This is a genomic window from Parabacteroides faecis (assembly GCF_014647375.1).
Classification (GTDB): domain Bacteria; phylum Bacteroidota; class Bacteroidia; order Bacteroidales; family Tannerellaceae; genus Parabacteroides; species Parabacteroides faecis.
Map to the genome: position 1 here is coordinate 98647 of NZ_BMPB01000009.1, position 13010 is coordinate 111656.

Consider the following 13010-nt stretch of genomic DNA (forward strand, 5'->3'; position numbering starts at 1 on the left):
AATAATAAAATATATGGATATGATAAATAAGGTAATATATAGAATAACAGCATGTTTGTTCTTTGTCGGACTTATCGCTTGTAACCAGAGTAATATGTTTCAGGAAGAACAATATAAAAAAGTGCTTTATGTGCTAAGTGATGATAATATGGCTTTTCAGGTCCTTCACTCACTGAATGAAACAGAAAGCACTGGTTATTTGACTCTTTATGCTGGAGGTACACTGGATATAGACCAGGATGTGACGTTTACGTTGGAACCTGATGAAGAATTGCTGGATGAATATAATTTGTTGAACTATGACTTGGATACGGACAAGTATGCGAAAAGATTGTCTCCGTCTAAATATACGATCGATTCATATTCAGTAACGATGAGGCGGGGAGGAGAAATGCCTTATGCTTTATTGCCTATTAAGATACGTCCGCAAGGACTTTCCCCGGATTCTTTGTATATGATACCATTGAAGTTGACGAGCGTTTCTGCTTATGAAATTAATCCGAAGAAAAATCGTGTGCTTTATCAGGTAGTTCTGGAGAATGATTATGCTTCGGAAAAGGATAATACGTTAATGTCGATGAGAGGAACTCGCCAGATAGGCGACGGGACTGTTTCTAAAATTGCTGCAAATAAACGTATGTATCCTTTAAGCAAGCAGGAAGTAAGGATTAATGCCGGTATGGAAAACAGTGGAAATAAAGCTGATCTGGAGTTGATCAATAAATATAGTATTATTGTAAAGATTGGTGAAGAAAGAACATTGACTTATAATGGTGTCTCTTATTATCCATTGACAGTATATCCTTATAAGAAAGAAAATATACAGGTTGAAATGTTGGGAAGTGAAGACGATAAAGAAGTATTGACTGTCGCTGAATCGAACCGATATGGTGAAGAATTGGGAATAATGAGATTCCATATTTCTTATCGATATCGTACTTTGGTTTCTCCTGCCTCGGAAGATCAGGAGGCGGAATGGAGTGATTGGGTCGTTGTTACTGAAAATATGAAACAGTTAGCAAAGTAGTATACTGGTTCTTCTTTGTAGGTCCAAAAAAGCAGGAAACAATCGTTTTTGGCTTTTTTGGACCTCTTATAAAGTATCATGAAGGAATGATGAAAAATATCAGTTGATTTATGAAACCCTTATTTATGATTATAGTTTGTGTCCTGTTGAATGGAATGATGTCGTTTCGTTTATTTCAGGAAAAAACAACAAGTGAACAGATTCTTTCCTTTTTTGATAATCTCCGGATGGTTCAACAGGAAAAGTTGTATTTACATTTGGATAAGCCCTATTATGCCGGGGGAGAACAGATTTGGTTTAAGGGATATCTGGTAAACTCGTCTACCCATAAACCGGATATGCCGGATAACTTTATTTATGTGGAATTAGTTAATCAGGATAATAAAATTATTCGCAGGCAAAAAGTGAAGAAAAATGAAGGAGGGTTTTGGGGAAATTTGTCATTGCCTTTGGATCTTCCTGTAGGCGAATATACATTGAGAGGATATACTAATTGGATGCGTAATACTGATTCCGGTTTTTTCTTTCAGAAAAATATTCCGGTAGCCAATGTATTGGATAGGTCTGATTCTGTAGATTTCAATAAGGAAGATATAGGGGAAAATGATTTTAGTGTTTCCTTCTTTCCCGAGGGAGGACATTTATTAATTGGATATCGTCAGCAAATAGCTTATAAATGTCAGCGCTCGGATGGCTATAGTGGAGTGATGAAAGGATATATAGTTAATCAGTTAGGGGATACGCTCACACAATTAGAGAGTGAACATGATGGTATGGGAGCTTTTTCTTTTTTTCCGGAGAAAGATAATTCATATTATGCATTAGTCCGTTCTCCCGGATGCGCAGAAAAAAAGATACAATTGCCACAAGCGGAAGATTCTGGTATTACATTGTCATTAAATCAGTCGGCAGGAAAAATACGTTATCGTATCTTTTCGTCTCTGCCTGCAAGTAAGCAATCGGATTCGTTATATTTGATCGGCCATACAAGAGGATCACTTCGCTTTTTGTTACCGGTGAGTAATGATAACTATACGGGGGTTATCAATTCCTCTTATTTCCCGGATGGTATTTCTCATTTTCTGTTGATGGATCAGACCGGGAATAAATTGAGTGAGCGGTTGATATTTAATTATCCGGAAAAGAACAGTTGTTGGACTTTACAAACTGATAAGAAAAAATATGATCGTCGGGAAAAAATAAAAGTAAATATCAAGTTAGATACTGAGTCGGAATCATCAGTGAAAGGGTTCTTTTCCTTAAGTATTACGGATAATAATTCGGTTTTTATGGATTCGCTATCGGGTAATATTTATTCCGAACTATTGCTTGTATCGGATTTGAAAGGGTTTATAGAGAATCCTGGATGGTATTTTAAAGAGAAGTCCAGAAAGGCTATAAGGGGGCTGGATTTATTGATGTTGACGCATGGATGGAGTCGTTTTGAAGTCAACCCTTTTACCGAACAATCACATGTGCCCGCTTATTTCGTGGAGAAAGGACAGTATATAAGTGGGAGAATTTTGAACTTTTGGGGTAAAGAGGCGAAAGAGGCGGCAATAGTTGCCGTTGATCCGGTAAATAATCTGGTCAGGTCTTTGGAGTCGGATGAAAAAGGCTGTTTCCTGCTGGATGGAATTGATTATTGCGACTCGACAACTTTTGTAATACAGGCCCGTAGCAAAAAAGGCTTGGCTGTTGTCGATATAAAGATGGACGAAGAAACTATTCCGGTTGTAAAAAATAAAAATTTATTTCCTGATTCATTGTTTGTTTTTAATCCGCATTATTTATCCTCTGCAATAGATGCCGGTGGTATGCGTGTAATCAATCTGGAAGATGTTGTCATTGAAGGTAAACGGAGCCAGACAGCTAAAGAGAAGGCCGAACGTGTGTGGGCTGATTATTCGATGACAGAAGAGATGCTAGGAAAGTCTGTATCCAGAACTGCAAAAGATTTATTCAGAAATGCTATGGGAGCAGCAGATATAAGTGATCCGTTAGTAGTGATTGATGGGATGTGTTGTTGGGATGATAATTATATATTGGAAACGATTTATCCGGATGACATGAAAAGCTTTGATGTATTTAAGGACCAGAAGCGATGTAAATATGGTTCTGTTAGTAAGTCGACTCCTGCCGTGGTGATTACATTGAAGCCGGAAGCGATGAGCCGTAAAAGAAAGGGGGTTGCTTTATTTCATTCGCTTGGATATGTGAAGCCGGATCAATTCTACCATCCGGTATATGATATGCCTGATGAAAAACAGTTGGAAAAAATGGATGTACGTAGTACGATTTATTGGAATCCAACTTTGGAAATAGACTCACAGGAAGGTGCAAATGTGGAATTTTATGCTTCGGATATCCCTGCATCATATCATGTTGTAATTGAAGGTGTGGATGAAAGTGGGCAGTTGTATCGGTATTCAGGTGATTTATTGAAAATTGTAGAATGATGAGTAAATTGTTGTATATAAGTCTGTTTATTCTTCTGGTTCTGTTATTACAGGTTGGATATAGTTATCATTTTTTCTATATCGAACAGTTTCAGTTGTTTATGTTTTCGGAAGATTATCTGTTTGAAACGATTTTTCATCCTGGAGGCTTATCCATATATCTAGGAGAGTTTTTTGTACAATTTTTTTATTATCCTCTGGTTGGCGAGATTATTACAGCATTTTTATTAGTATGTGCAGCCGGATTAGTGAAAAAATCCAGATCTTTCAATAATACATGTTTTTTACCGGAAGGTCTTATTCTCCTGTTTTTACTGATTGATATTCTTGATTTTAATTTTCTTTATGCAGGGATAGTTGCTTATTTGTTTTGTGTAATTTTTCTGCTGGCTTACCAGCGTATTCGGAAAGATATCGTACGTATCCTGACCGGATGTCTGATGAGCTGCTTGTTATATCTGATAGCCGGATCGGTATTTGTCGTTTTTGCAGTCTCATTATTGATGCTGGAAATAAATGTATATAGAATAAAAAAAAGCATGCTTCTTATGCCTTTGGTTTTCATGATTCTGCTGGTGTTTTATCTGGATCATGCCGGGTATCTGTATTATTCGGAGATTATATGTTTTGCAGATGGGATATATGCATTGAAAGGAGGGGCAGGCTGGGTTATCTATGCTCCGTGGTTTTTATTGGCTTTCAGTCCGTTTCTGAGTTCATATTCGGATTTTATTTTTAGCATGATAAAAAATAAATATGGGAAGGTTGGCATGCAGGTGGTTCTATTGTTCCTCTGCGGTGTTTTTTTATTGTCCGAATATGATGACAGGAAATCTTTGCCGGTGAAAAAATATGCTTATTATGCAGCTCATAAAAAGTGGGAAAAGATATTACATAGTTGTAAGATACAGCCTCCTGCGGATTTATTGTGTCTTAATTATCAGAATTTAGCTTTGGCTGAACAGGGTATTTTGGCAGACTCCTTACTGATGTATACACAACAGGGGAGTAAAGGACTGTTTGTTGACTGGAATATGACTCCTTTTGTATCTATGACACTACAACAGATATGTTATTGCTATGGAGATATAGCATCGGCTCGAAAATATGCTTTTGAATGTAATGTCTGCGCACGATCTGTCGGATATCCACTGGCATTGAAAATGTTAGTCGTATGTAATCGGGAAGAAGGAGAATGTGCCGTTGTGGATAAATATCTTTCTTATTTGCATAAAACGTGGGTCTATCGAGATTGGGAGGTGGACACTCTTAGCTTGAGACCGATTGAATCTCGGGTTGATAATTTTGTATATCGCCAGAATATGGATCAGTTGGCTTACGATAACGTCTATGATAAGAAATTGGCTGATTTTGTTTTATGTTCATATTTACTGGATAAAAACTTGAATGAGTTTTTGAAAGCATTTTACTATTTTTATAAAAATGAAAAAAATATTCCGGTTATTTATCAAGAGGCAATTCTTATAGGAGCGCGTAGTAATCTTCAAATACTCGATTATTTCTCGATACCGGATGCCTTGAAGGAACGTTTTCTGGCTTATCAATCTTTTTGTAAGGCAAATAGATCGAAGATATCTGTATCCGGAAAAGAAAGTAGAAACGTTTGTTATACAAAGAGTTATTGGTATTATTATGATTTTAATCCGGTTCGGTTATGATTAAATATTTATTATTTTGTTGGTATGTAATTCTGTTTTTATCTTGTGGTGGGGAAGAACGACCAAGCTATGCAATGAGGGAACTTATATTTCCGGATTATAGAGATGTTACAATACCGGTTAATATAGCACCGTTATCTTTTTACGTGAATCTGCCGGAAATGGATAAAGATGTCCGGATATTATTACGTACGCAAACCTGTGAGTTAGTCCGTCAGGGTAAAGAGATTTATTTCTCCTCACATGAATGGAGAGAATTAGTAATGTCGGATAGTGTACTGAATGTTTGGGTTCAGAAAAAGACCGATCGTCTGTGGAATAATGTTGATTCTTTTAAGATTTATGTATCCGCTGATCCGATAGATCCTTATCTTTCTTATCGCCTGATAGAACCGGGATATGAAGTGTGGGGAAATATGGGTATCTATCAACGTTGTTTGGCTAATTATGAAGAAAATGCTATTTTTGAAAATTCAGGTGTAAAAGAGACTTGCGTGAATTGCCATACGACGAATCAGGGAAACCCGGAAGAATATATATTTCACCAACGTTCTAAGTCGGCAGGAACTATCTTGGTTAAAGATGGTGTTGTTAGCAAATTGAATACGGATTATTCTGAAAAAATAAAAGTATTAGTTTATCCATCCTGGCATCCTTCGGGGAAATATATTGCTTTTTCTGTAAATAAGACAGTACAGACGGTACATTCACAGCATAGGAACCGTATTGAGGTGATGGACCTGCACTCTGATATCGTGATCTTGGATGTACAAAAAAATATACTTTTAACCAGTTCTCAATTATCGTCGGCTAATGCCTATGAGACTTTTCCTTGTTTTTCTTCCGATGGAAAAAAGTTGTACTTTTGTTCAGCTCCAGCGATATCGTTACCGGATTCATTTAATTTTGTGCAATACAATTTATGCAGTCTGGATGTGGATTTGGAAAAGGGTGTCTTGGGAAGTAGAATAGATACGGTGATACGGGTAGACACACTAAATGCCAGCCTCTCTTTTCCTAAAATTTCACCGTCCGGGCGTTTTATGCTGTATACACGGCATGCTTACGGTAATTTCTCTATCTGGCACAGAGATGCGGATTTATGCATGTATGATTTACAATCCCAAAGAGAAATAGATATATCTGTCTTGAATTCGGAAGAGGCGGAAAGTTTCCATTCCTGGTCGTCGGAAGGACATTGGATTGTTTTTAGCAGCCGTCGGATGACAGGACTTTTTACTTGTTTATATCTAGCTCATATTGATTCTTTAGGACATGCAGGAAAGCCATTTTTATTACCGCAAAAAAGTAATGATTCTTATTTTTTTCAATATAAGTCTTATAATGTACCCGAATTTATGAAAGGGATGGTTCGAACAAACAGGAAGGAGTTGGAGATGGCTATAAGGAGATGATGTGCATAACTGCTACGAAGAGTTTCATAGCGGATCTGGTTTTAGCTTCTTTTGTGGAGGCTTCGTGAAAATAAATTCCCGAAAGTTTTGCTAATAACGAAAGAATCAGTAATTTTGCTGCCCATTTTGAGGATATAATTAAAAACAATAAATAATTAAATTATGATCGTAGTTCCATTGAAAGAAGGCGAAAACATCGAGAAAGCGCTTAAGAAATTTAAAAGAAAGTTCGAAAAAACAGGAGTAGTAAAAGAACTGAGAAGTCGTCAGGCTTTCATAAAGCCTTCTGTTGAAAAGAGAAAACAAACTATGCGTGCAGTTTACGTTCAGCAATTGCAGCAGGTAGAAGAATAAAATATCCTGCCAGGCTTGTTTTATTGAATTCTTATTCCTATTTTCGTTGCATAAAAGTTGATGCAACGCAGATATGTTGATAGATTCATTTTTAGATTATCTTCGGTATGAGAGGAACTATTCCAATTATACGATAGAGGCTTATTCGAAAGATTTGCGTCAGTTCGAAGAGTATGTAAAAGTGAATAAGGATAACAGATTTGCTCCGGATGAAGTCGATGCGGATTTAGTTAGATGTTGGATCGTTTCTTTAATGGACGATAAGATGTCTCCTGTGTCGGTCAATCGGAAATTAAGTTCTTTGAAGTCTTTTTTTAAATTCCTTATGAAGCAGGGAAGCATCTCTGTTAATCCATTAAGGTTAATAACCGGACCGAAGACAAAGAAGCCGTTGCCTTATTTCGTCAGAGATAAAGAAATGGAATTGTTGTTGGATGGTGATGGGTTTGATGAGGATTTTGAGGGTGTAAGGGATCGTCTGATACTTGAAATGCTATATGATACAGGTATTCGTCGTTCGGAATTAACCGGAATTTGTGATTCTGATGTTGATTGTGATACGATGCAAGTGCGTGTAACAGGTAAACGTAACAAGCAGCGACTGATTCCATTTGCAGAAGGATTAAAAAACTTAATACAGGCATACACTGAAGTTCGAAATCGTGAAGTTGGTTCGGAGAGCGGATGGTTTTTTGTAAGAAAAAACGGGGAACAACTATCGGCAGGCATCGTCTATAATATAGTAAAGAAGAAATTGTCGGAGATCCCAACATTGGCGAAACGTAGCCCTCATGTATTGAGACATTCGTTTGCAACAAGTATGTTGAATAATGGAGCAGAGCTGAATGCTGTGAAAGAACTGTTAGGACACAGTAGTTTGGCTTCAACCAGCGTTTACACACATACAACCTTTGAGGAATTAAAAAAAGTGTATCATGCTCATCCAAGAGCTAAAAAAGAAGGAGGTTAATTATGGACATTAGAATTCAAGCAATCCATTTTGACGCAACAGCTCAGTTAGAAGCGTTTATTCAGAAAAAAGTTAGTAAGTTGGAGCAATACTTCGACGGCATAATATTAGCAGAAGTAACGTTGAAGGTTGTGAAACCCGAATCAGCTAAGAATAAAGAAGCAGCTGTGCATCTAAAAATAAAGAATGGCGATTGCTTTGCGGAGAAGATAAACGACACTTTTGAAGCGTCTATTGACGAATGTGTTGAAGCTTTGGAAAAGCAATTAGTTAAATTCAAGGAAAAAATCAGAGCCAAATAAAAAAAACGGTAGATAAATTTGGTATGTAAGAAATAATATCTAAATTTGCAGCCGTTTCGCCTACACGACGAAACGGCTTCTTTTAGAAGAAGGCTCGCCTCTTTAGCTCAGTTGGCCAGAGCACGTGATTTGTAATCTCGGGGTCGTTGGTTCGAATCCGACAAGAGGCTCAAAGGAATTGAAAATTAAAAATAGGGGCAGTTACCAGAGTGGCCAAATGGGGCTGACTGTAACTCAGCTGTCTTTCGACTTCGGTGGTTCGAATCCATCACTGCCCACAACTAAGGAACAATCTAAAAAGCAGATTGGTTCGTGAAAGAATTAAAATTGCGGAAGTAGCTCAGTTGATAGAGCATTAGCCTTCCAAGCTGAGGGTCGCGGGTTTGAGCCCCGTCTTCCGCTCTTTTTATTTCGCCTGTGTAGCTCAGCGGTAGAGCACTTCCTTGGTAAGGAAGAGGTCCCGAGTTCAAGTCTCGGCACCGGCTCAGATGATATTTAGAACATGATCATTAATCAAATAAAGAACAATTAAGTTATGGCAAAAGAGAAATTTGACAGATCGAAACCACATGTGAACATTGGTACGATTGGTCACGTTGACCACGGTAAAACAACTTTGACAGCTGCTATCACAACAGTATTGGCAAAGAAAGGTCTTTCAGAACTGCGTTCATTCGATTCTATCGACAACGCTCCTGAAGAAAAAGAAAGAGGTATTACTATTAACACTTCTCACGTAGAGTATTCGACTGCAAACCGTCACTATGCTCACGTAGACTGTCCGGGTCACGCCGACTACGTAAAGAACATGGTTACTGGTGCTGCTCAGATGGACGGTGCTATCATCGTAGTTGCTGCAACTGATGGTCCTATGCCTCAGACTCGCGAACACATCCTGTTGGCTCGTCAGGTAAACGTACCGAAGCTGGTTGTATTCATGAACAAATGCGACATGGTTGACGACGAAGAAATGTTGGAATTGGTTGAAATGGAAATGAGAGAACTTCTTTCATTCTATCAGTTCGACGGTGACAACACTCCGATCATCCGTGGTTCTGCACTGGGTGCATTGAACGGTGATCCGAAATGGGAAGATAAAGTAATGGAACTGATGGAAGCTTGCGATACTTGGATTCCGCTGCCTCCGCGTGAAGTTGACAAACCTTTCTTGATGCCGGTTGAAGACGTGTTCTCTATTACTGGTCGTGGTACTGTTGCTACTGGTCGTATCGAAACAGGTATCGTAAAAGTTGGTGAAGAAGTTCAGATCATCGGTCTGGGTGCTGACGGTAAGAAATCTGTTGTAACAGGTGTGGAAATGTTCCGTAAACTGTTGGATCAGGGTGAAGCTGGTGACAACGTAGGTCTGTTGCTGCGTGGTATCGACAAGAACGAAATCAAACGTGGTATGGTAATCTGCCATCCGGGTAAGGTTAAAGAACACTCTCACTTCAAGGCTGAGGTTTATATCCTGAAGAAAGAAGAAGGTGGTCGTCACACTCCGTTCCACAATAAATACCGTCCTCAGTTCTATATCCGTACATTGGACGTAACAGGTGAAATTACTCTTCCGGAAGGAACTGAAATGGTTATGCCTGGTGATAACGTAACAATCGACGTTGAACTGATCTACCCGGTAGCTTGTAACGTAGGTCTTCGTTTCGCTATCCGCGAAGGTGGACGTACAGTAGGTGCTGGTCAGATTACAGAATTGATTGACTAATATTACTACAATATGTGTAGCCAGTCTTTAATAGAGACTGGCTATTTTACGGAAGTAGCTCAGTCGGTAGAGCACTGGTCTCCAAAACCAGGTGTCGGGAGTTCGAGCCTCTCCTTCCGTGCTAAAAATCTATAGATTCGATGAAAAAGATAATTACTTATATTAAGGAATCTTATAACGAACTTGTTTATAAAGTTTCTTGGCCCACTAGAACAGAGCTTTCCAATAGTGCTGTGGTTGTTATGTTTGCTTCCCTTATAATTGCAGCAGTAATCTTTGTTGTAGACTTAGGCTTCGAAAGCGTAATGCGTTTCTTCTACGAGAAAATCTTTTAATCAGTTTTAGATATGTCTGATATCCAAAAGAAATTTTATGTTCTGCGTGCCATTAGTGGTAAGGAGAATAAGGTCAGAGAATATCTCGAGGCTGAGTTGAAGAATACGGATCTGGGTGAGTATGTCAACCAGGTTCTGATTCCTACGGAGAAAACTTTTACAGTGCGTAATGGTAAGAAGGTGATGAAAGAAAGAGCTTACTTGCCGGGTTATGTATTGGTAGAAGCAGCATTAGTCGGAGAAGTCGCTCATCGATTAAGAAACATTCCCAATGTGATTGGTTTTCTGGGCGGGTCTGATAACCCGGTTCCGTTGCGTCCTTCTGAAGTGAGTCGTATTTTAGGTACGGTTGACGAATTGCAGGATCAACAGGAAGAACTGGATATCCAGTTTTATGTTGGTGAAAGTGTTAAGATCACCTTTGGACCGTTCAGCGGTTTTACTGGTGTAATCGAAGAAGTCAACGCTGAGAAAAAGAAACTTAAAGTGATGGTAAAAGTCTTCGGACGTAAAACACCGCTTGAGTTGGGTTATATGCAAGTTGAGAAGGAGTAATGCTTTTGTTACGAAAAGTGTTTTCTTTCTGTTATTGATGTTATATATCTAAATTTTAGAAAAATGGCTAAAGAAGTTGCTGGACAAATCAAATTGCAGATTAAAGGAGGAGCAGCAAACCCTTCTCCCCCAGTAGGACCTGCTTTAGGTTCTAAGGGTATTAATATTATGGAGTTTTGCAAGCAATTTAATGCCAGAACCCAAGACAAGGCTGGTAAGATATTACCTGTGGTAATTACTTACTATGTCGATAAGTCTTTCGACTTTGTCGTTAAAACCCCTCCTGTTGCTATTCAGTTGCTGGAAGCATCCAAACAGAAGAGTGGTTCTGCTGAGCCGAACCGTAAGAAGATTGCTGAAATCTCTTGGGATCAGGTAAAAACTATTGCAGAAGACAAATTAGTCGACTTGAACTGTTTTACTGTTGAAGCTGCCATGCGAATGGTTGCTGGAACAGCTAGAAGTATGGGTATCACTGTTAAAGGGACATTCCCGGGTAATAATTAATAAACTTCAATTGAAATGAGTAAACTGACAAAAAATCAAAAGTTAGCTTTAGGCAAGATTGAAGCTGGGAAAGCATACACATTAAAGGAAGCATCAGCATTAGTAAAAGAAATTACTACTTCTAAGTTTGATGCATCTGTAGATGTAGATGTTCGTTTAGGAGTTGATCCCCGTAAAGCTAACCAAATGGTGAGAGGTGTCGTTTCACTTCCTCACGGAACAGGTAAGCAGGTTCGGGTTCTCGCATTATGTACGCCGGACAAGGAAGCTGAAGCAACTGCTGCTGGAGCTGACTATGTTGGCTTGGATGAGTATATCGATAAGATTAAAGGTGGTTGGACTGATATTGACGTTATCATCACTATGCCTTCAATCATGGGTAAGATCGGTGCTTTAGGTCGCGTATTAGGCCCTCGTGGTTTGATGCCTAACCCTAAGAGCGGTACGGTTACCAATGAGATCGGCAATGCAGTGAAGGAAGTTAAGCAAGGTAAGATCGACTTTAAAGTAGACAAATCCGGTATCGTTCATACATCAATCGGAAAGGTATCTTTCAATGCCGATCAGATTCGTGATAACGCGAAGGAATTTATTTCAACTCTTTTGAAGTTGAAGCCGTCTGCAGCTAAAGGTACATATATAAAGAGCATTTATCTTTCAAGTACAATGAGCGCGGGTATTAAAATTGACCCGAAATCAGTTGAAGAAAACTAATTAAAATTATTGCACAATGAAAAAGGAAGATAAAGGCATAGTTATAAGCCAGCTTACAGAAACTGTAAAGGAATATCCTAATTTCTATTTGACTGATATCGAAGCATTGAATGCTGAGAAAACAAGCAAATTGAGAAGAGAATGTTTCAAGCAGGAAATTAAGTTGGTTGTTGTTAAGAACAACTTGCTTAAAAAAGCATTAGAAAATGTGGACGGTGATTTCTCACCGCTACAGATTGCTTTGAAAGGCAATACAGCTGTTATGTTTTCACAAACAGCAAATGCTCCTGCTCGTCTGATCAAAGAATTTACAAAAGGTGCAAAGAAAGGCGAAATCGCTAAACCGGAATTGAAAGCTGCCTATGTACAGGAAAGTTTCTATGTCGGTGCTGAAAACCTGGAAGCCCTTGTAAATATCAAGAGCAAAAACGAACTTATCGGCGATGTTATTGCATTGTTGCAATCTCCGGCGAAGAACGTTATCTCTGCTCTTCAGTCATCAGGACAAACTATCCATGGTCTGTTGAAGACTTTGGAAGAAAGATAATTATTTAATATTTTACAGTAAACAATCATTTAAATCATACAAAAATGGCAGATTTGAAAGCTTTTGCAGAACAATTAGTAAACCTGACCGTAAAAGAAGTTAGCGAACTGGCTACAATCCTTAAAGAAGAATATGGTATCGAACCTGCAGCTGCAGCTGTTGCTGTTGCTGGTCCTGCTGCTGGTGGCGCTGCTGCTGCAGAAGAGGAAAAAACATCTTTCGATGTTATATTGAAAGCACCGGGTGCTAACAAATTGGCTGTTGTTAAGGCAGTAAAAGAATTGACAGGTCTTGGTTTGAAAGAAGCTAAAGATTTAGTTGATGGTGCTCCTAGCGCAATCAAAGAAGGAATCGCTAAAGCTGATGCTGAAGGATTAAAGAAACAGCTGGAAGAAGCTGGAGCCGAAGTTGAGCTTAAATAGT

Annotated in this window: 14 protein-coding genes and 5 tRNA genes; all 19 read left to right on the top strand. The window is 38.7% G+C overall.

The window, feature by feature from the left end; genetic code table 11:
• Window positions 1-13 precede the first annotated feature (13 nt).
• The 19 genes from IEY67_RS14410 (at window position 14) to rplL (ending at window position 13009) form a co-directional block, all read left to right on the top strand.
• On the top strand, window positions 14-1027 hold the full coding sequence (locus tag IEY67_RS14410; protein ID WP_122375006.1) for a BT_3987 domain-containing protein: 1014 nt from the start codon (window positions 14-16) through the stop codon (window positions 1025-1027).
• Between the two features lie 110 nt (window positions 1028-1137).
• Window positions 1138-3486: a hypothetical protein gene (locus IEY67_RS14415; protein ID WP_183672093.1), complete on the top strand. Its 2349-nt coding sequence runs from the start codon at window positions 1138-1140 to the stop codon at window positions 3484-3486.
• Complete coding sequence (locus IEY67_RS14420) at window positions 3486-5165, top strand: DUF6057 family protein (protein ID WP_229801077.1); 1680 nt, start codon at window positions 3486-3488, stop codon at window positions 5163-5165. The genes IEY67_RS14415 and IEY67_RS14420 overlap by 1 nt, the downstream gene beginning before the upstream one ends.
• Window positions 5166-5239: 74 nt before the next feature.
• Window positions 5240-6580, top strand: a complete 1341-nt coding sequence (locus IEY67_RS14425; protein WP_229801078.1) for a TolB family protein — start codon at window positions 5240-5242, stop codon at window positions 6578-6580.
• A 162-nt stretch (window positions 6581-6742) separates the two neighbouring features.
• Window positions 6743-6934: a 30S ribosomal protein S21 gene (gene rpsU / locus IEY67_RS14430; protein WP_122356288.1), complete on the top strand. Its 192-nt coding sequence runs from the start codon at window positions 6743-6745 to the stop codon at window positions 6932-6934.
• A 73-nt stretch (window positions 6935-7007) separates the two neighbouring features.
• Complete coding sequence (locus IEY67_RS14435) at window positions 7008-7904, top strand: tyrosine recombinase XerC (RefSeq protein ID WP_122356286.1); 897 nt, start codon at window positions 7008-7010, stop codon at window positions 7902-7904.
• A gap of 2 nt (window positions 7905-7906) precedes the next feature.
• The gene (gene hpf, locus IEY67_RS14440; protein ID WP_122375010.1) at window positions 7907-8206 is read left to right on the top strand and encodes a ribosome hibernation-promoting factor, HPF/YfiA family; all 300 of its coding nucleotides are present in this window, start codon (window positions 7907-7909) and stop codon (window positions 8204-8206) included.
• A 96-nt stretch (window positions 8207-8302) separates the two neighbouring features.
• A tRNA-Thr gene (locus IEY67_RS14445) sits at window positions 8303-8376 on the top strand.
• 25 nt (window positions 8377-8401) lie between these two features.
• Window positions 8402-8484, top strand: a tRNA-Tyr gene (locus IEY67_RS14450).
• Window positions 8485-8535: 51 nt separating this feature from the next.
• A tRNA-Gly gene (locus tag IEY67_RS14455) sits at window positions 8536-8608 on the top strand.
• An 11-nt stretch (window positions 8609-8619) separates the two neighbouring features.
• Window positions 8620-8691 (top strand) — tRNA-Thr (locus tag IEY67_RS14460).
• A 50-nt stretch (window positions 8692-8741) separates the two neighbouring features.
• A complete protein-coding gene (tuf, locus tag IEY67_RS14465; RefSeq protein ID WP_122356282.1) occupies window positions 8742-9929 on the top strand; it encodes an elongation factor Tu in 1188 nt (395 codons plus the stop codon).
• 48 nt (window positions 9930-9977) lie between these two features.
• A tRNA-Trp gene (locus IEY67_RS14470) sits at window positions 9978-10050 on the top strand.
• Window positions 10051-10069: 19 nt separating this feature from the next.
• Window positions 10070-10264, top strand: a complete 195-nt coding sequence (gene secE / locus IEY67_RS14475) for a preprotein translocase subunit SecE (protein ID WP_007654183.1) — start codon at window positions 10070-10072, stop codon at window positions 10262-10264.
• A 12-nt stretch (window positions 10265-10276) separates the two neighbouring features.
• On the top strand, window positions 10277-10819 hold the full coding sequence (gene nusG, locus IEY67_RS14480) for a transcription termination/antitermination protein NusG (RefSeq protein WP_075558757.1): 543 nt from the start codon (window positions 10277-10279) through the stop codon (window positions 10817-10819).
• Window positions 10820-10882: 63 nt separating this feature from the next.
• Complete coding sequence (rplK, locus tag IEY67_RS14485; protein ID WP_122356280.1) at window positions 10883-11326, top strand: 50S ribosomal protein L11; 444 nt, start codon at window positions 10883-10885, stop codon at window positions 11324-11326.
• Between the two features lie 15 nt (window positions 11327-11341).
• The gene (rplA, locus tag IEY67_RS14490) at window positions 11342-12040 is read left to right on the top strand and encodes a 50S ribosomal protein L1 (RefSeq protein ID WP_007654180.1); all 699 of its coding nucleotides are present in this window, start codon (window positions 11342-11344) and stop codon (window positions 12038-12040) included.
• Window positions 12041-12056: 16 nt separating this feature from the next.
• Window positions 12057-12587, top strand: a complete 531-nt coding sequence (rplJ, locus tag IEY67_RS14495) for a 50S ribosomal protein L10 (RefSeq protein WP_183672095.1) — start codon at window positions 12057-12059, stop codon at window positions 12585-12587.
• Window positions 12588-12631: 44 nt separating this feature from the next.
• A complete protein-coding gene (gene rplL / locus IEY67_RS14500) occupies window positions 12632-13009 on the top strand; it encodes a 50S ribosomal protein L7/L12 (protein ID WP_122356276.1) in 378 nt (125 codons plus the stop codon).
• Window position 13010: the final 1 nt, after the last annotated feature.